The 21,717-nt window shown below is 62.7% G+C and carries 1 protein-coding gene; it reads right to left on the reverse strand.

Annotation, left to right across the window (positions count from 1 at the left end):
- Window positions 1–24: 24 nt before the first annotated feature.
- Window positions 25–21,696: an SDR family NAD(P)-dependent oxidoreductase gene (locus J3U88_RS26430; RefSeq protein WP_207862009.1), complete on the reverse strand. Its 21,672-nt coding sequence runs from the start codon at window positions 21,694–21,696 to the stop codon at window positions 25–27.
- Window positions 21,697–21,717 lie beyond the last annotated feature (21 nt).

Genomic DNA, 21,717 nt, shown 5'->3' on the forward strand with positions numbered 1-21,717 from the left:
GGTACTCCCCATAGAAATCGGGTCTCACATTGTGCCTTGGAAGGGGTCGGTCGACCCCGCGAGTTCGGTTGCTTCGTCCACACCGATCTCCCCGCTGAGAAGGCGGTCGATCAACGTGCTGTAAAAGCCCATATCGTTCGTTTCCGGCGCTTGCGTTTCCTGCACCGCCTGCCGGTTACCTTCCGGCATCCAGTAGCGATTGCGGGCGAACGGATAACTCGGCAGCGGGACCCGCCGCGGTGGTTGCGATCCATAAAGTCCGCCCCAATCCGGTTGCGCACCCCGCGTCCAGAGCTGGGCCAGTTGGGCCAAGTCCCGACGCGCCGTCGCGGCGTCGAGAAGGTCCTTCTCAACCTGGATCGCGGAACCCTTGGGCACCGTGCCCGACCAACAGAAATCGTTGGGGGCGTCGCCGGCAAGCCATGCCTCAAGCGCGGCGACGAGCTGATTGTGGTCGCTGACCACGAAAGCGAGTCGGTGGGCCATCGGTGTGCGGCCGACTTGAAGCGTGTAGGCGAGCGCATCGAGCGCGACCTCGGTGTGCCGGAGGTGGGCGAGCAGGTTGGTCGCGGCGCGGGCCAGGCTGTCGGCGCAGCGCGCGGACAGGGGCACCAAAACCGCGCCGGGTCGCGAATCGCGGCGAGCCAACGGGTACTGCTCAAGGACGACGTGGGCGTAGGCGCCGCCGAATCCGAAGGAACTGATCCCGGCCCGATGGGGTGCCGGCGCGCCGTTTTCCTCGGTAAAGGTCGGCCAGGGTTGTGCTTCCGCGACGATGTAGAAGGGGCTCCCCGCCAGGTCGATGTAGGGGTTGAGCGGCGCGTGGTGGAGCGTGGCGGGCAAGATGCCTTGTCCCATCGCCGACAGCACTTTGACCACGCCCGCGATGCCGGCCGCGGTCTCACAATGGCCGATATTCGACTTCACGCTGCCGATCCCACAGGTCGGTTTGGGCAAGGGGTGGTGCGCGCCCCGTTCCGCGTAGAGATCGGAAAAGGCGGATTTGAGGCCGTTGATTTCGGCGGGATCGCCCAATTCGGTGCCGGTCCCGTGGAGTTCCATATAACCCGCGGTCCGTGGATCAAGGCCGGCGCGGGTCCAGGCGGTTTTGATGAGCTCGGCCTGAATGTTGGGATTGGGTGCGGTCAAGGAACTGGCCTTGCCGCCGTGCGCTTCCGCGCTGCCCCGAATCAGGCCGTAAACCGTATCGCCGTCCGCGAGGGCGCGCGACAGCGGTTTGAGCAAGACGGCGGCCGAACACTCGCCGCGCACGTACCCGTTCGCCTTGGCGGAAAACGTCTTGCAACGCCCGTCCTCGGCCAACATGCCGGCTTTGGAGAAGCCGATGAACAATCGCGGACTGAGCAAGGCGTTGACCCCGCCCGCGAGGGCCTGTTCACAGTCGCCCGAGCGAATCGCCCCGACGGCGCGATGCAGCGCCACCAGCGACGAGGAGCAGGCCGTGGCAATGGGTTCACTGGGCCCGGTGATGTTGAGCAGGTAGGAAATGCGGTTGGCGAGCACCGAGGGGGCCAGACCCGTGGGGGTATAGGCCTCGATCCCCACCCCGCGTTCGGCCATCAGGTCGGCGTAATCCTGGGATTCGACGCCGACGAACAGGCCGGTGCGGCTACCGGAAAGGGATTTCGGATCGTAACCCGCGTTTTCAATGGTGGCCCAGACCGTTTCCAGGAAGATGCGGTGTTGGGGGTCCATCAGTTCGGCTTCCTTGGGCGAAATCCCAAAGAAAAGCGGATCGAAACAGTCGATGTCGGGCATAAAGCCGCCCCACTTGATATGGGTACGGTTGGTTTCGACGCGCGGATCGCCGTAAACGGCGCGCCAATCCCAGCGCTCGCGTGGGATTTCACGGATGCAGTCGCGGCCCGCGACCAGGTTTGCGTGGAAGGTCGCCACATCGGGGGCCATGGGGAAGCGACCACTGAGGCCGACGATGGCGATGGGTTCCTGTTCGGCGAGGCGCGGCTTGGTGGGGCTCGGTTCGTAGGAAGGTGCCGTCGCGGGTTCCGAGACGAATGGGCCGAAGGGCGCCGCGCCGGGCGGATCGGGTTCTGCCGCGGCGCTTTCCGCGCCAGGCTCGGGTTCGGGCTCGGGTTCGGGCTCGGGCCGGAGTTGTGCCGCCAAATGTTCGCGCAGGGCGGCGCCGTGTTTTCGGGCAAGGTAGGCGATCAAATCGTTGATGGCGGGGGTTTCAAAGAACACGCTCGGCATCAAGCGAAGGTTGAAGGTGTCGTTGATGCCGTCGGCCAGCTCGGTGAGCGCAATCGAATCAAAACCGAGTTCGGTCATGCCGACTTCCCGATCAACGCGGTCCTGCTCCGTCCCGAGGATGCGGGCGACAATCTGGAGCAGTTCGGCCTGGATCACCTCGGATAAGGCTTCGTCGCCGGCCGGCTTCGCGGTGGGCTCGGGGGTGACTTCGGGGGCGGCTCCGGCGGCGGGTTCGGCTTCCTTCTCGTCCACCTTGCCGTAGCGCGCCGCCACAACGGCGGCGACCTTGTCGCGGTCACCATAAAGCGGCAAGACGCCGCTGTAAAGCGGCAGGATGCCGCTGGAGGAAGCGCGCAAGAGCCGATGGAAGGCGTCGAGGCCCGCCTCGGTCGGAAGCGGGTGGAGGCCCAGTTGCGCGCGCATGGCGTCCACGGCGCGTTGGTCCGGGCGCATGCCGCCCTCGGCCCAAAGCGGCCAGTTGATCGAAATGGAACGGCCCCGACGGGAACCCTCCGCGACGAGGTTTTGACGGTGGGTTGCAAAGGCGTCCATGAAGGCGTTGGCGTAGGCGTAATCACTCTGACCGGGATTCCCAAGCGCGGCACTCACCGAGGAGAAGGTGACGAAGAAATCGAGGTCGTCGGTTTGGCTTGCCTCGTCCAAGTTGAGGGTGCCGAGCGTTTTGGGCGCCAGCACGCTTTGAACCTCGTCCGCGTTTTTGCTGACGAGGAAGCGGTCGCGAATCAGCCCGGCGCCATGAATAATCCCGTTGATGCCACCGTACGCGGCGCGGACCCGCGCCAGCAAATCCGCGACCTGGCTTTGATCGGCCACATCGCAGGGGAAATAGGCGGCTGAGCCGCCGAGCGCGCGCAACTCGGCCAGGCGCGCTTCGATTTCCGGGCTCATGGGTGAACGACCGCAAAGGGCCAAGCGGGCCGCGAAACGTTCGGCCAGGAAACGCGCGTGGCGCAAGGCGAGGCCGCCCGCCCCGCCGGTAATCAGGACCACGCCGCCCCGGGTCAGTACCTCGGCCCCGTCCGGTGCCGAAGCCGGTTGTCTGAGGACCGCGCGGCGGCGGGATTGCCCGGCGATCTGGAGCACCGAAACCGGTTCGACCTGACCGCATTCCGCCAAGGCGGCTTTAATGCGATCCCGCGTCGCGTCGAAGCGAGACAGGCCGAGCAGGCAAGAGCGGATAGAGCCTTTCTCTAAGTTGACCGTGCGCGCCAGTCCACTGAGTGCTTGGTAAACAGGCGGGAAGGCACCATTGTGCAGGTGGGTTGCGATGACCTGAATCGCGTTTTTGAGGTTGCGCCGGCACAGGGTGCGGTAGAGCGCGAACATCATCGGAACCACGCGCGCCAGGTCCGCGCGCGGGTCGGCGGCGGACGGCGCGAACGCGTCGCCCAGAATCAGGTAATCGGGCAGGTTGCCGGTTTTCTCCAAAACCTCGAACAACCGCTCGAAGCCGTCGGGATCGGGGGTTTCGAGCCGGAACAGGGTAACGCCGTCGGGTTCTCCGCCAGACGCCGCAACGAAGATCGGCGCGGCCAATCCGGCCGCGGCGGCCTCGGCCCGTACCGTTTCGATCAGCGCCGCGTCGGGCAGGAACACCAGCGCGCGGCCCGAGCCGGTTGTGTTTGGCTTGGGTTTGGACGGCGGGGTTTCGCGCCAATCGGGCACAAAGTAGGTGGTGCGAATTTGATCGCGCAGGACCGAACGTCCCAAGTTCTGTGCATCGAAGGGGCGCGGGTGGAAGGACACCATTTCCGCGACCACCTCACCCTCGGCGGTGAGGATGCTGACGTCGTAGGTCTGCTGATCGGGATTCGCGTGTTGCCGACCGCCCGTGTAACGGGCGTAACCGTAGCATTCACGCGGAATGGGGGCGTGGAAACGGACCGCCCCGACCTCATAGGGGATCTTCATGTGGCTGTTTGCCCGGAAGCGGGTTACGTCGATGCCGGCGATGGTGTGCAGGGCGCAGTCCATCAGGACCGGGTGGAACGCGAAACCGCGCGCATTTTCATCGGCTGCAGTGGCGCCGGCCGCGGCCTCGGGTAACACGATGGTCGAAAGCGCCTCGGTTTCGCCGCCCTCAATGCGGCGAACGCCTTGGAAGGCCGGACCCAGGTGGAGGCCGAACGCATCAAAATGGTTGTAAATGGCGCTGCCGGGAATCGCTTGGGGACAGCGGCGCCGAATCGCGGCCAAATCCTGTGACGGCGGCGCGGAAGCAGCCGCGGCGCCCGTGTTGCCCGAGTTACCCGAGTTACCCGAGTGCAAAATGCCGTGGAAATGGCGTCGTTCCGCGCTGTCGCCGCTCTGGATGCGGAAGTCGAGGTCGCCGTCCTTGCGCGGGGCGAGGTTGATCCAAAGTTGATAGGGCGCCTGGTCGACGCGGACCGGCCAACCCCAGACCGCGTTGCGGATCTCGGCGACCGCCGTCCCGAGCGCCCGTTCCCCGGCGGCGCGGGCCATTTCAATGAGGGCGACACCCACCAAGACGTGGGCGTCGGCAACCACGTGATCTTTAAGGTAAAAGGCTTGCGGCCGCAGGTTGGTTTGGAAGCTGAGGCCGCGAACGGTGGACGCATTGGTGTGGACCAGCGGATGAAGAAGGGACGGTTCACCGCCGGCCGGTGACGCGGCGGCTTGGCGGCCGCGTCCGGTGAGTTCGGGAACCCAAAACCGCTCTTCATCGAACGGCGTCGGCGGCAGTGAGATGCGCACGGGTGTTTGGCGGCGCGGGCGTGCATCCCAGTCGATCACCCCGCCCGAAACCCAAAGCTCGGCCAAATGATGCGCATCCCCGACGGTAACGGGTTCTTCCGCGACGGCCGCCGTGGCAACTGTGCCGCTGTAAAGGCGCGAATCGGTGCGTCCCGCCGCGAATGCGCGCAAACCATCGAGTAAGGCACGTTGGTCGGCGACCACAACCGCCAGTCGGTGCTTTTTGGGTTCGCGCCCAATCTGTAAGGTGTAAACGAGATCGCCGAAGTTCGGCTCGGTCCCTTCCAGAAAACCGATCAAGCGTGCCACGTAGCGGCGCAAGCCGCTTTCGCTTCCCGCCGAAATGGGAACCACGACTGGCTCGGGCTCCGATGGGTCGGACCCAGACCATTCAGGGGGGAGGGGGCGTGGAACGGGGACGTACTCTTCGACGACCGCGTGGGCGTTGTTGCCGGTCATCCCAAACGAACTGATCCCGGCCCGACGCGGGCTACCCGCGGGCCGTTCCCACGGAATGGTTTCGGTGTTAATCGTAAAGGGCGCGTTTTTCAGGTTGATGTAGGGGTTCAGCTCGCGGAAGTTCGGCATCCTCGGAATGGTGCCGTGTTTCATCATGAGGATGACCTTGACCAGCGAGGCCAGACCGGCGGCACCCTCTAAATGGCCGAGATGGGCCTTGGTTGAACCAATCGAACAGAAGGCGGTTCGGTCCGTGTGCTGCTTGAACGCCTTGCGCAGGGCGTTGATCTCGATGGGATCGCCGAGCGGGGTTCCGGTCCCGTGGGCTTCGATGTAGCCGAGCGTTTCGGGATGGATGTCGGCATTGGCCCAGGCATCCAGCAACAGTTTGGTTTGAAGCTCGGGACGCGGTGAGGTCGGGTTATTGGAACGACCCACGTGGTTGATGGCGGTGCCTTTTATGACGGCATGGATCGGGTTCCCGTCGCGGATTGCGTTCTCCAGGGGTTTGATCAGAACGGACACAATCCCCTCCGCCGGCACGTAGCCGTCGGCCTGTTTGTCGAAGGTATGGCAACGACCCGTGGGCGAAAGCGCCTGGATCCGCGAGAAATACACGTAGTGGAGCGGGCTGATTAGGGCGTTGATGCCGCCGATGATCGCCTGGTCGATCTCGCCGTTTTGCATGGCGCGACAACCCAGGTGGAGCGCGGTTAAGGAAGAGGCACAGGCGTTGTCGAGTGGGATCGAACCGCCCTGGAAATCAAAGATATAGGAGACGAGGCCGGACTGGGAAGACATGACGCCGCTCAAGTGCTGGTAATCGCTGAGTGGAATGTTCGCGCGCACCACCTCGTCCCAGTACTCCTTGAAACAGGAACCCACAAACACCCCGGTCCTGCTGCCCTTCAGGTTCATTTCACCGGCATCCTCCAGCGTTTCGTGGACGGATTGCAGCAGTCGCCGCAGTTGCGGATCGTACCACTTGGCCTGGCGCGGCGTGATGCCGAAGAACAGGGGATCAAAAAGGGCCAAATCCTTGGTGAAACCGCCCCATTTGGAATAACTTTTGTCGGCGGCATTGCGGTCCGCGGAGAACCAATCCGCTTGATTCCAGCGATCAGCGGGAATTTCGGTGACGAGGTCGCGGCCTGCTTCGAGGTGGTCCCAAAACTCGGACAGGTTACGGGATTGCGGTAAATAGGCACTCATGCCGACGACGGCAATGTCTCGGCTCCGCGACGGGCGATCCCCGGAGCGATTCGCATCCGGGGCCGCGGTAACGCGCGGCGGCTGCGGTGCCGGTGTTGGCGCGGGCCGTGCCGCCGCCGCGTTTACGGGCGGTGCGCTTCCCGGATCGGCACCCCCCGCCGGTGACATGGGCGCGGTACCCAGATAGGCCGTGAACGCCTCGGCGTGCTCTTCGGCGAGGAAGGCGGCCAATTCGCCGATGTTCTGATACTCAAAGAACAGGGTCGGGTAAAGCTCGGTGCCGATTTCCCGTTCGATATCGGAAACGGTCGCGATCATCTGGTTGGACTCGATGCCCATATCCATGAAATTTTGATCGTCGCGGATCGCATCGGGTGCGGTTTTAAGCAGGTTGGCGACTTTCTTCTTAAGGAAGGTTTTGACCCCGCCGGCGGGATCAGCCATGCGGGGCCCGGGGAGCGGTTGCGGGGCGGCGGGTGTTGGTGCCGGTTCGGACGCGGTGTTTTGCACGGTTGCCGGGGGGGCACCCGCGCCGCCGACCCATGTTTGTAATTCGGCGGCGTGCTCATCGGCAAGGAATGCCGCGAGTGCGTCGATGTTCTGGTACTCGAAAAACAAGGTCGGATACAGCGTTGCCTGGAGTTCCTTCTCAATCAGGGAAACGGTTTCGATCATCTGGTTTGATTCGACGCCCATGTCCATGAAGTTTTGGGTCACCGAGACTTTGGCCGGCTCAAGACCGATTAAGGCGCCGACCTTGGCCTGGAGATAGGCGCGGGCCGCATCCTTTAGGTCGCCTTGCTTGAACGCTTTCGGCGCGGCGATTGGCGCGGTCGGGGTGGTCGGCGCGGCCGGGGCGGGGGTTTGGCTCGGCTCGGTGCGTGCGGCGCTTGCGTTACCCATGCCTGCGAGGAAGCGTTCCTGGTTGAGAATCTTTCGGGTCGAAAACCCGTCGAGCGCAACAAGCAGCCGACCGGTGCTGTCAAACAGTTCTAGGTCGATCTCCGCAAAGTCAGCCGTTTTTCGCACCAGCCGCGCCCGGCAGTAGCCGTGGGCGAGTTGGGCGGCTGTCACCGACCCGGAGAAGCGAATTCGTTTTACCATGAAGGGGACCCAATGGTGGTGAACCGGGTCGTGGGAGACGGCGAACGCGGAAACCACATGGCAGGCGTCCAAAACGGCGGGGTGCAGGTAGTACTGATCCAGCTCGGCGCGAATGGCCTCGGTCAGATGAATCTCACCGAGCACCTCGCCCTCGGCCAAATCGTAGACACGACGGACACTGTACAAGTCCGGTCCATAAACCCGTTCCTCCGGGTGGCGGTAGAAATCGGCCCCATCCCGCGCGGGTTTTCCTTCGATCAGCGCTGCAATGGCAAGGTGCCGGCCGGCGAAGGCCGGTGCGTCGGAATTCTCGCTGAGTTCGGCCGCATGGACCTCGGGTCCACCCGATACCCTATAGGTGGCGCGGATCCGTCGTTTCTTTTCTTGTCCTTCAAAAGCGAGGGTGACCTGGCCGGTCTCCCCTGGCTCAAGGCCCAAGGCGCCGGAGAATAAGGCGCGCTCCAGGACGCCGTCCCGCCGCTTGCTCGATGCGCGCAGGAGTTCCATCGCCAAGGCCACGTAGGCCATGCCCACCAAAACCCGACGACCGAGAACGAGGTGGTCGCGTAACAGCGGTTGATCGGCGGGGAAGTCGCGCTGCAACCGATGGGTCGGGGATGCGGTAGCGACCGGGTTCGCGGTGATGGGGGCACGGGTAACAGCGGTCGGGGCGCCGCCTAACCAGAACCTTTTTCGCTTGAACCGCGTCGGCGGCAACGCCTCGCGGGTGGGTCCAAGCGGGGGCGCCTCCTCGAGGATGAGGTGGCAGTTGGTGCCGCCGAACCCAAAGGAGGAGATCGCGGCCCGGCGAACCCCGTCAAGCGGTTGCCAATCGCGGGTCGCGAGGTTGGGGTAAAACGGCGATTCTTCGAAGCGGAAGCGGGGATGCGGTTTTTCGCAGTGGAGGGTGGCGGGAATGCGTTGGTTCTCCAAACTGAGCAAGACTTTGATCAGGCTGGTCACCCCGGCGGCCGTCATGGTGTGGCCGAGGTTGGTTTTGACGGAACCGACCGCGCAGAATCTGCGAGCTTCCGTGAACGTGCGGTAAACCTGGGTCGCGGCCTTAATTTCAATTGGGTCACCCAGGAGCGTGCCGGTCCCATGCGCTTCCAGGTAACTGATGGTCGCCGGGTTGACGCCGCTTGATGCGAGCGCTTGTTCGATGACCTGCTTTTGGCCGTCCATGCTCGGAACGGTGAGGCCGATGGTGTTGCCGTCGTTGTTGACGGCCGAGCCGAGCATCACCCCTTGAATGCGATCCCCATCGGCGACGGCGCGGTCGTAATCCTTGAGCAGCACCAGGCCGGCGCCTTCTCCGATCACAAACCCTTTGGCGCGCTGGTCGAAGACATAGGACTTATCGTCGGTGGAGAGGACTTTCGCCTGGGAAAAGCCGATGTGCCAGAACGGGTCAACCATCAGGAAAACGCCGCCTGCCACGGCCATATCGGCATGACCGTCGAAGATTTTGGTACAGGCCTCATGGACGGCGACCAGGGAAGAGGAGCAAGCGGTGTCGATGAGATTGGCGGAACCCTTCAGGTCGAAGAAATCCGAAACGCGGGCGGCGATCATGTTCCCGATGGTGTTGACGACCATCTGTTGGGCCGCGCCGGCCGGCATGACGTCTAGGTTGTTGGGTAGATAGCGGCCGTCCTTGGCGCCGATGATGACGGCGGTTCGGCTGCCTTTGATGGCGTCGCGCGCATAACCGGCTCGGTCGAAGAGCTCTTGGGCCAGTTCGAGGACGAGCCGTTGTTGGGGATCGAGACAAAGCGCCTGTTCCTCGCTGAGACCGAAGTAGGCTGCGTCGAAGGCGGCGATATCGCGGAGGAACCCGCCGTATTGGGTGTAGGCCTTGCCCGCCGTCCCGAGATTGGGATCGTAAACGGCGGCGGCGTCCCAACGGTCGGCGGGTACGGTACTGACCAGGTTGCGCGCCGCGACCAGGTTTTCCCAGAACTGTTCCGGCGAATCCGAACCGGGCAAGCGGCAGGCCGAGGCGATTACGGCGATTTTTCTTTGTTTGACGACCGGCGCAACCGATTCGTGCCCATGGGCTCGGCCCTTGCGACGTGGTGCGCGGATCGGTGGAATTGCCTCTGAAACGGGCATCGCAACAGGTGCCGAGACGGGTTCGGGTTTGGGGGCCGGCGTTTGCCCGACGGGCACGACGCCCGGTCCGACGGGCACGACGCCCTGTCCGACGGGCACGACGCCCTGTCCGACGGGCACGACGCCCTGTCCGACGGGCACGACGCCCTGTCCGACGGGCACGACGCCCTGTCCGACGGGCACGACGCCCTGTCCGACGGGCACGACGCCCGTCTCGATGAGATGCGCGGCCAAATCCATGACCGTTGGGTACATGCTAAAGCTGTCCGGGGCGAGCGCCGTCCCGTAGGTTTGTTCCAAACGGTCCAGCATGTTCATCATGCCGATGGAATCCAGACCCAGCTCGGTGAAATCGCTTTCGGGTGACAGATCGGTGCGTTCCACCATCAAGATTTCGACACAAAGGTCCATGATGGTTTCGCGAACCTGGTCCGCGGAATCCTGTCGCACCGGCGCTTCCCGCGGTTTTGTGGGCTCCGCGGGTTGTGCAACAGCGCGCGGTGGTGGCGAGACCGGCGCGGTGCGCGCGGGGTTCTTCCAGGTCGTGGTCGCCGGCGAGGCGGTGGCTTCGCCGGCACCGATCCCCAACTCGAGCAGGTAATCGGCAAAGGAATCGAGCGATGCGTATTCGATCAATGCATTGGGATCCAGGGTTTTGCCAAACTCGGTCTCTAACTTGTCGAGAAGGGTCATCATGGCGACGGAATCGAGACCGACCTCTTCGAATGGGGTGTCGGGCTCCAGTTCGCCGCGTTCAACGCCGAGCTGTTTACTAAACATCATCGTGAGACGCTCGAGCAGTGCCTCACGCCCGCGAACCGCTGTCTCGGGTTCTTGAAGAGGCTGACGGGTTTTTTCGATTGCGGTGGTTTCGGTTGCGACGACCTCGTTCGGCGCCGGGGACGCCACCGTGACCTTTAATTTCTCAAGAAGTGCGTCGCGGTTTCCATAGGCAACGACCACATGGTCGTGGACCGGATCGGCAAGCAGGCGATCAAAGGCCTCAAGCCCGGCGTTCGTTTCAAGGACGGCCAGCCCGGTACGACGCTCCAAGAATTTCTCACTTTGCGCATCGATCTGCATGCCGCCCTCGCGCCAAAGCGGCCAATCGACGGCGATACAGTTCCCGGAACGTTCGCCTTTATCTTTCAGGGCGTTGCGCCACGCGGCGAAGGCGTCCATAAAGGCGTTGGCGGCGGCGTAATCGGCTTGGCCCCTGTTGCCGATCACACCGGAAACCGAGGCAAAGACGACGAGAAAGTCGAGGGGAACCGCTTGGGTGAGTTCGTCCAGCACGAGGAGGCCGTCGAGCTTGGGCGCAAAGACGGCGTCGATTTCTTCATGGGTTTTCTTGGTGATGATCGCATCACGGATCACCCCCGCGCTATGGATCACGCCCGATAATTTGCCGAAGCGGGCGCGTATCTCGTCCAGAAGGCGACCCATTGCCGCACGGGAACCGGTGTCCGCGGCCAGGTATTGGATTTCGACGCCCGCGGCCGCGTCCGCGCGTAAGCCACCGAGTACCTCGGACTTGGCCGGGTCTAACGCGGAACGTCCGCTCAGGATCACCTTTACGTCGGGGACCCGTGCCAGGCGCCGTGCGATGACCAGGCCCAAACCACCGAGTCCGCCGGTGATCCAATAGACACCGCCCGGTTTAAACGGCGCCACCTCCGCGCGGCCCGGCTGTATTTCGGTCAAATGCTCCGCCCAGCGTGCGCCGGTTTCGGTGTAGTGGATGTTGCGATAGGCGTCGGCGGTGGTTTGTTCCCCGGCGACGATCCGGGCGACGGTTTCGGCGTCGATGCCTGCCGGCACCCGAATAAGGCGACCGTTGATGCGCGAATGCTCCAGGGCCGCCGTTTTGAACAGCCCGACCAACGGGGCGAAAACGAAGGCTGGTTCACCTTCCGGCACCACAACGATCACCGATTGGGGGTGCTTGGGATTGGCGGCAATCAGGGCTTGGATGCGGTCGAAAACGAACTTGAACAGCGTCTTGGTTCGATCGACGACCGACAGGTTCGCCGCGGCGGGAAGCGCAACCACCTCGGCAGACGTCTTTTGGCCCAAAAGCCCGTGCGCCTGTTCGTCGATTCCGGCGGTGAACACCAGGGTCGTGGGTTCCAATGGTTGTCGCGCGGTGATCTCGGTTTCAAGCATTCGTGTTGAGAAGTAAAAAAGCCCCTTTGCCGTTTCGCTTGAGCTTGGTGAATTCTTAGCCGCGAACACACGGGTCGCAAATTTTCGGAACTGCACCCGGGTTTGGCCCTGGTCGTCGAGCAGGTCGATGTCGTAGCAGGGCGCCGCTGAACTCGGATCCGTACCCGGGCTGAAGCGGGCCCAAGCGTAGCCTTGCGCCGGTGTCGGCCCCAGGATGGAAACCGAACCGACGGAGAACGGGAGCGCAAGTTTCCGGCTGCCCCGGCCCAGCAGGGTGAGGCCGGCGGTGGCCTGCAGGGCCGCGTCCATGATGCTGGGATGGAGATGGAACCCGGCGGTTTCGGTGGTGGGCATCGACAAACGCGCCAGCGCTTCGTTTTGGTTAAACCGGATCGATTCGATCCCTTGGAAGGCGGGCCCATAGACAAGCCCGTATTCGGTTAAGCGCGCGTAGAGTTCGGGTGCATCGGCGCCCTGGCTACAGCGGGATTCGAGTTCGGCGAGCGACGGCTGATCGGGACGGATTGGGGGATGTTGCCCAATTCGGGTCTTGCCCTTTGCGTGGACACCCGCCGCGGAAACCACCTCGAACTCGAGCAAATCTTCTTCGGAACCGGCATAGATGCGAACGGTGGTCTGTAAACCCGCTTCACCGGCGACAATCGGCCGCACCCAAACCACCTGGCGAAAGTCGCACACGGATTCGGGGCAAGAGCGCTCAATGGCCGCGCGCGCCATTTCTAAATAAGCCACGCCCGGCAGGACGCGGTTCTCAAAGACGCGGTGATCGGCGAAAAAGAATTCCGAACCGTTAAAGGAAGCGGAGAACTGTTGGACGTCCAGCGTGGAGGTGTTTTCGTGGACGAGCGGGTGCTGCACGGCGGCGGGGGGCGGCCCCGTGGCGCCGTGCGCCTCGTCCGACGCGGCGTGGCCGACTTGCGCCGCATCAATGTATCGGTATTCTTTGCGGGAGAACGGATAGGTGGGTAACGCGACTTTACCCGGCTTGCGGGTCCCGTAGAGGAGATGCCACGTCAGATCGACGCCCTTCACCCAAAGCTGGGCAAGTTTCTCGAGTTTGCCCTTGGTGACCCAACGCGCGATCATCTCCTGCATATCCTCATCGGCCGACAGGAACCGCAAGGGGTCTTTGCCCTTTTTGGCCTCGCCCCGGTAACAACCGTCAATGCGGCCTGTACCGGCCGCAAAGGCCTTGAGCTTCACGATCAAGTCATCCTGTTCTTCGACGATAAAGAGCACGCGCGTGCTCATCGCCTCGCGACCGACCTGGAGCGTATAGGCCACTTCCTCAAGGTTGAAACGCGCCGTTGCCAATCGGCGGTGCAGGTTCTCGGCGATACGCATCAGGCGCTTTTCCGTTTTCGCGGAGAGCGGAACCAGGTAAGGACCGCTGTTTGCCTGCTCGGAACCGTCGTGGTAACCGGCGACGTATTCCTCAACGATCAGGTGCGCGTTGGCGCCGCCCGCCCCAAACGAGTTGATCGCGGCAATTCGGGGTACCTCGCGATCATTCACCCGCGGCCGGGTCCATGGCGCGACCTCCTGCTGAACGCGGAACGGCGTTTCGGAGAAATCGATATTGGGGTTCAGCGTTTTGGAATGGAGCGAAGGGACCAGGGTGCGGTGTTCCATTTGCAGCAAAACCTTGGTCAGCGCAACCACCCCGGACGCCGATTCACAGTGCCCGATATTGGACTTCACACTACCAATCGAACAATAGCCGCGGTCCCGGTTTGATTTGGAAAAGGCCTTGGTCAAACCCGCGATCTCGATGGGATCGCCCAGCGAGGTGCCGGTACCGTGGGCCTCTACATAACTGACGGTTCTTGGATCGATTCTCGAACGCTCAAAGGCCGATGAAATGAGCGCGGCCTGTTGGTTGGGATTGGGTACGGTATAGCCGTTCGCGCGGCCGCCGTGGTTCACCGCGGAGCCCTTGATCACGCCGAGAATGCGGTCCCTGTCCGCGACCGCGTTGTGCAGCGGTTTGAGCAGGACCGCGCCGACACCTTCGGCGGGCACGTAGCCGTCGCCGCCGGCCCCAAAACTGGTGCACAGGCCCTGGCTGGAAAGGAACTGCTCCTGTGCGAGGAACACGTATTTGTTGGGATCGAGTGACGCGTTGACCCCGCCCGCCAAGGCGACTTCACAGTCGCCCGTCAACAACGCATTGCAGGCCAGGTGAATCGCCGTTAAGGAGGAGGAACACATGGTGTCCACTGTCAGGCTCGGTCCCTTCAAATCAAAGAAGTAGGACACCCGGTTGGCGATGCCCGCGATGTTCCCCCAGGAGGCACGCGGGCCCTTCGGCCCCGCCTTCCGCGCATTTTGGATTTGGTACTCGTACCACATGGCCCCGGCGAACACGCCGACCGTCTTATCGGCCAACGCCTTGCGGGTTATGCCGGCGTCTTCAAAGGTTTCCCAGGCGATTTCCAGAAACAGCCGGTCTTGGGGATCGAGTTTTACGGCATCCTTGGGGGCGATGTTGAAGAAAAGCGGATCAAACCTATGGATATCCTTAAGAAAACCGCCCCACTTGGCGTACACCCCGCCTTCCTTGTTGCGGTCGGGATGAAAATAGGGGCTGTGGTCCCAACGCTCGCGCGGAATCTCGGAGACACAGTTTCGACTTGCCAACAGGTTTGCCCAAAACTCGGATAAATCGGCTGCCTCGGGATAACGACCGCCTTGTCCGATGATGGCGATGTCCATGGGGCCGAATGCCTCGGGTGAGACCGGCGCGAAGCGTTCCGGGAAACGACTGGTTTGGAAGGTGCCTCGCGTTTCTTCGACGACCGCGGGATCGGCAAGGTGCTCGGGCGCCTCGGCGGGTTCGGCAGGCGCCGGTTGGTCATTGAAGATCGTGGCAAGTCGGTCAGATTGGTCCGCCATGAAATAGTCGGCCAAAGCGTCGAGTGACGCGTACTCGAAGAGCAGTGTTTTCGATAAGTCGCCGAACTGTTCCTCGAGGCCGGACGTGTATTCGACGATGGTAAACGAATCGAGCCCGTAATTTCTCAGGTCCTCGTCGTTGGCAATTTCCGTCGGCGCGACTTTGAGGACCTCGGCCAGCTTCTGCTTAAGCAGCGCAAGTAACTGCCCTTTGAGTGGTTTTTCGCCGGCGACGGGCGGGGCGGCGGGGGCTTTTCCTTTAACGCGCGCTAGGTTCGGCTTTTCGGCCGGTTTCTCTTTCACCGGGGCGGTTCTGTCGAACAAACTTGCCTTGAGTCGCGCCAGGTGGCCTTGGAGCACGATGAGCTGGTCGTGGCCCGAGGCCAAGGCCTCGTCAAACGCGGCCAGGCCGACCTCGGTACGCATCGCCGCCATGCCGTTCGTACGGAACATGCGCCGTTCCACTCGGGCGTCAACCTGCATCCCGCCTTCCCGCCAAAGCGGCCAATCAACGGCAACGGTGCGACCGCGGCGTTCCCCGCTCGCGACCAGGCTGTTGCGGTAGGCGGCGAAGGCGTCCATGAAGGCATTGCCCGCGGCGTAATCGGCTTGCCCAACGTTGCCGAGCACGCCGTAAATGGAAGCGAACAGCACGAAGAAATCAAGCGGTTCGTTCCCGATTGCACGGTCTAAGTTCACCAGCCCGTCGATCTTGGCGGCGAAAACCTCTTCAATTTCGGCGACATTTTTCTTAATTAACATCGCGTCGCGAATCACGCCCGCCGCGTGAATCACCCCGTCGAGGCGGCCGTACGTATGCCGAACCTTGGCGACGGCGGCGTCGACCTCGCGCGCGTGACTGACGTCGACGGTGATGTAGCGCGCCGTGGCACCCAACCCTTTCAGCTCGGCGAGCAGGGATGCGGCTTCGCCGTTTTCGTCGGAACGGCCCGTTAAAATGAGCGTGACGTTGGGGGTTCGCGCCAGGTGGCGCGAAAAGATGCGGCCCAGCCCGCCGCGGCCGCCGGTAATCAGGTACACACCGTCCGGGCGAATGGGGGGAACATAATCCGCTTCGCGCGGCTGGGGTTCGGTCTCTTTGAGGACGGTGACCTGCCGTTCTCGATCCGCACCGTAGAGGATGTCGAGCACTTGATGGTGATCGCGCTGTTCCGCGAGCAGGATCTCGCCCAGCTCATCGATGGGGATGCCGGGATCGACGCGGATCACCTTGCCCTGGATCTTCGGGTTCTCCTGAATCGCGGTTTTGAAGAGGCCGAGCAGGGTTTCATAGACGAAATCGAGTGGGTTGCGCCGCACGACTACCAGCAACCGACAGGGGGATTCCGGTTTGGCGTAAACCAGATTTACGATTTGTTCAAAGGTGCACAGGAACTGGCGGCGGGTACTCCCGGCCAAATCGTCGGGGTCAAGCGCGGGTAAGGGTTCATGGGTCGCGTGATCGAGCACCGAATTGAGGGCGGAACCCTCTTCCTCGGAGAAACCCGCCGTGAACAACAGGTTGCGGGAATCGGGCCGGTGGGTCGTTTCATCGGCGTCACGTGGGAGGGGGGCGGGTTTTCGGCGGCGAATCGCGTACAGGATGCCGTCGCTTGACTCCGCCGTTTGCAAGAGCCGCGCGGTGAAATTTCGGAATGCGATGCAGGTACGGCCCGATTCGTCCAAAATCTCCATATCGAACTTGAGCAGCTCATTGTCGCCCGACGGGCCGGGCAACTGGCGCGCGTGGACGTAGCCGGATTTGGGTGTCTCGGCATGAATGGCGACCGAATCGACCGAGAAGGGTAGATAGGGTTTTGAGTTTCCGCCTTGGCGCGGTCGAACCGCGATTTGAAAGGCGGCGTCCATCATGCTGGGGTGGAGATGGTAAGCGGAAGCGCCGGCACGGGTTTTTTCCGGGAGTTCAATCCTGGCGAGGACCTCGCCTTCGCTGTAGCGAATTTCTTCGACCGCGGAGAAGCCGGCCCCGTAGGCAAAACCCAGTGCAAGGAAGCGTGCGTAAAAGGCCTGCTTCGACATCACGGAACGGCAGCGTTCGCGGACCGCGTCGAGGTCGGTGGTTGCGGCCGGTTCGAGACGGCCGCCCGTGCGCACGTGACCACGGCCGTGGACGCGTCGATCAGCCGGGTTGTCTTCCCGATGGGTATACACCTGAAACCCGATCCCGCCAGATTCCGGGTAAAGCGTGACTTGCACCTCACGGGCTTTTTCACCGAGCGCGATCGGATCACTCCAAACCAGGTTGCGCAAGTGGGTGATCCCACCCTTGACCGAGATCTCGGCGGCGGCGCGCGCCATTTCCATATAGGCCACGCCCGGCAGGATCTTCTCCTCGAGGATGACATGGTCGTAGAGAAAAAATTCCAGACCGTTGAAGGTGGACACGAATTGCTGTTCGTTGAAATCGGAAATGTTCTCGTGGACGAGCGGGTGGAGCGCGCTTTTGGTGCCGGTCCTCTCGATCTCAGGTTGGTTGTCCGGCAACCAGAAATGGTCCTTGGCGAACGGGTAGGTCGGCAGCACGGCGCGGCGGAAGCGGCCAAGCTGGAAGAAGCGGGCCCAGTCGACGGTGAAACCGGAGGCCCACATCATGGCGACCTTGCCGTAGTCTTTGACGGCCATCGCCGAGTCCACGACCGTGTCGGCGAGGTTTCCGTCCTTCAGGATGGCCATGCCGTTGGTGAGCCGATTGATATTTCCCCGGTAAACGGAAGCGATATCCTGTTCGCCCATGCAAAAGCGGGTCAGTTTATCGATTAGCGACTGCTTGTCGTCGACCACAATGGCGAGCCGTTCCTCCATTTGCTCGCGACCGACCATGAGGGTGGCGGTGATTTCCGCCAGGGTGAGTGCGTCGTTTTCCGGGTCCGTCAGGAAGTCCATGTATTTGTTGGCGTAGGCGTTTAACTGTTCCTTGCGACGCACGGAGAGCAGGAAGATGTAGGGGCCTTCGAATTGGGGTTTTTGTGCCCGCGGGCCGCGGTACTCCTCCATGGCAACGTGCGCATTCGCGCCACCCGATCCGAAACTACTGACCCCGGCCCGCAGCGGCTTGCCGGGTTCGAGCGTTTTCCAGTCGCGGTTCTTGTCCACGATGTAGAAGGGACTGCCCTCGAGCTTAATTTGGGGATTGAGTTTCTTAAAATGGATGGTCGCGGGCAACGCGCGGTGGCGCAGACAGAGTGCGACCTTGATCAAACCGGCGACGCCGGCCGCGGCCTCGAGGTGGCCGATATTGGTTTTGATCGAGCCGAGCCCGCACCAGGGCGCTTGGGGTGACGGGGCGGCCGGCGCCCCGAAGGCCTGCTTCATGCCGCGCACTTCAATGGGATCGCCCAGGGAGGTGCCCGTCCCGTGGGCTTCGAGGTAACTGATTGTTTTGGGGTCGATACCGGCGTCGCGATAGGCTTCCTTCAAAAGCGCCGCCTGCTTGCCGGGGTTGGGCACGGTCAAACCGCCCGCCTGCCCGCCGTGATTGATGGCGGACCCTTTGATCACCGCGTAGATCTGATCGCCGTCGGCAATGGCACGTGCCAGCGGTTTGAGCAACACAATGCCCGCGCCCTCTCCGCGCACGTACCCGTTGGCGCTCTGGTCGAAGGTACTGCAGCGTCCGTCCTTTGACAGCATGCCCGCTTTGTAAAAGGCAATGGTGTTGGAGGGATGGCAAAGCAGGTTGATGCCGCCGACAAGTGCCGCTTGGCAGCGACCCGCCCGCAGGGAATGCACCGCTTTCTGGACGGCGACCAGCGAGCTGGAACACGCCGTGTCAATCAGAATACTGGGCCCGTGAAAATCGAAGAAATAGGAAATGCGGTTGGGCAGAACGGCCATCGAGGTGCCGGTCCCGAAATGGGGTTCGATGCTTTCGAGATGGCGCTCGAGCAGGATGTTGTAATCGGAGCCGCTGGCGCCGATGAACACACCCATGTTACTGCCCGCGAGGCTCGAAACCGGATAACCCGCATCTTCAATCGTCTCCCAGCAGAGCTCGAGCAGGATGCGTTGTTGCGGGTCCATGAACTCCGCTTCTTTCGGTGAAATTCGGAAAAAGGCGGCGTCGAAACAGGCGATATCGTCCAAAAACCCGCCCTGGTCGATGCCTTGATGTTCTTTGAACACATCGATTCCCGCGGGCCACTGCCATCGGCCCGGTGGTAACCCGTGGACCGCGTCCTTGCCGGCGCGCAAGAGTCCCCATAATCTTCCCGGGTTATCGACCCCGCCCGGGAAACGGCAACCCATGCCAATCATGGCCACCGCGTCGTCGGAGACGGGTTCGTCGTCGTTGGAAACGGGGGCGTCCGCGGCGGCGACGGAGCGCCGGTCGGCGGAGCGCCTGAGGACGGCGCGCCGGTCGACCCTATCCTCATCTGGGGTTGGGGAAGCCGGTGGAACGGGCGCCTCGTGCGTCCGCGGTTCCGGTTCGGCTAGATCCAGATGTTCTTTGAGGTAGGCGATGATCATGGCGGCGGTATTGTACTGGAAGAACATGGCCGTCTCGAATTCGAGCCGGTATTCGACCGTCAATTTTTCGGCAAGGGTGGTCATATCCGCGGAGTCGAGGCCCATCTCCATCAGGGGCAAATCGATGCCGACCTCGTCGCCGAGCATATGCCGCAATGTTTCGACGATAAATTGCTCGATTTCCACGGCCGTATAGGTCCTCGCGGGAGTTGCTTCCGTGCCCGCGGCGGTCTCCGGCTCGAAGCGCAGATCGTCGCGTTCACGACGCTCCAGATCGTAGCGAACCAAAACCCCGTTCCCGCGATTCACCTGATCGGCCGGCCGGTAGCCGGGAACCAGGCAATCGATGCGGGCGCCGTGGCGTTCGTGGAAACGCAGAATGGGATCGACGATGCGGCCGTGTTCCCCCGTGTGGCGCAGGTACGCGTCAACGCTCATGTTCGCGGCGTGTTTGCCGAAATCCTTGAACAGCGTGACGCCGCAAACCTCTTCGATATCATCCGCCAAGGTACAGCGCTGGAGCATGAACTCCAGGAGTTGATCACCTAAGTTGAGGTACTGTTTGGCGGGGAAAATATTGACGGCCAGTAATTGAACAACGGGGCCGTCGGGCTGGAATTGATCGAGAATGCGATCTGCCGTCATGCCCTGAACGCGGTCGGTGTCGGCAATCCGGTGCGAGAAAAGGGCACCTTGGATTTCACCTTGGCTCGTAAGTACGAGTTGCCCGGCCGGGCAGAGCGCGATGCGTTTGAGCAGGGTTTCCCGCGGCGTGCGCAAGCCTTCCGCCCAGCATTGTTCTTCAAGCCGCACAAGGTCATCAATGTCGTCGGGTCGGGCATGGCGGATTTGGTAAGCAACCGGGCGCAACCGAATCGCGGTCAAACGGGTGAGGCGCGTGACCCGCGGCGATTTCCAAGGCGGCTCGATTGCCTGGAGTCCCAGCCGAGCGGCGGCGGCCAGGCAGGCGTCTGCCGCCAGGGTCGGGCGACCGGATAGCGGGAGCAAGGTTTTGAAAAAATAGGCGTGGCTTTCCGGCTCGGGACGGTCCGTGCGCTGAGCCGGGCCGTGTGTGGACCAAGTTAGCAAACCGTGGCGTCCCAAATGAGGCGTCCACCGCGTGAGCTCGTCCGTGAACGCCGTCTCTAACGCCGCCGGTGTGGGCAGGTCGCCGCGCTGCACGGCACCCGTCCCATCAGGGGCAAAGGCGCGGATCGGTAACAGCGCGTCCCGGTCGCCGTAACCTTCGCTTTCGAGGAAGGCGAACAAAGCGGCGGGATCGCGAAGATCGGCCTCGAGGCGGACCGGTTCGTGCGCCGCGTTTGGATTGGTGCGGCGCGGCGCCGTTTGCCGATGATCGACCGCGATCAGGGTGAGGGGATGCTCGGTTAGGGTGCGCCCCCGCGCGGTCCGTTCGCGGACGGCACGGACCAAGGTTTCGATAAGGGCGTCGTCACCGCCGCCCAAGACCAGGAGGGCACGGGGCTGCGCTTCGAGCGGCCCGTGATCGAATAAGGCGATGATCGGATCGAGCGGGTCCGTTGATTGGGACCGCCACCAGGTGAACAGCCTGTCGGCGCTGAAGGGATCCCTCCACGCCGCGTGAACCTCGGCGGGATCGCCGAACACCAAATCATCGAGCCGAGCCAAGAGCGGGCCGTAGGCGGTGATGAAACCAAAGGGTTCGGCGGCGTTTAATAGGTCCTGTCCCGCGGCCGTAAGTTCTTGGCCTTCCGCCCAGCCGCGTGCGAGGAAGAGGGACATCACTTCCTCGCGTGCGACTTTACGCAACCCGCCGAAAAGCAATTTCCCCTTGGGTTTTTTGTGATGGAGGCGACCTTGGGCCACGGCGACCAGGAGGGGAAGAAGCAGGAACCCTTCCGTCTGAGCTTCGATCTCTTGCGAAGGTGGCGAAACCGAAGCGAGCCGCTCAAGCCAGGGGCCGAGCAACCCTTTACCACGACGTTTCGTCAGGTAATTCGTCCAGGGGAAATCGATCCATTCCCGCAATGCTTCATCCAGCTCGGGCAGCCCGGCCGGCCCCAAGCTATATACCGGGTCGTTATTTTGGCGCACCAGCCGGCCCGATTGGACCAACGTCTCGAGACAGATGCGCAGGTATTCCTGATTGGCATGGGTTTGGGCGGCCAAATCCGTTAGGGAAACCCCGTCCGTGCCTTTCAGGCACGCGAAGATGCCTCGCCGCGTGCAAAGTTCCGCGATGGGCAGCGCTACGGTTCCTTGGGCGTACTTAGTGATCAGGTTCATCGAGCTTCTCCGTCCGTCTCG

It is taken from the genome of Acanthopleuribacter pedis, from assembly GCF_017377855.1.
Lineage (GTDB): Bacteria > Acidobacteriota > Holophagae > Acanthopleuribacterales > Acanthopleuribacteraceae > Acanthopleuribacter > Acanthopleuribacter pedis.

Coding starts and splice junctions, on each gene's coding strand:
- J3U88_RS26430 (WP_207862009.1), bottom strand. CDS start 21,696: ATGAACCTGATCACTAAGTACGCCCAAGGAACCGTAGCGCTGCCCATC.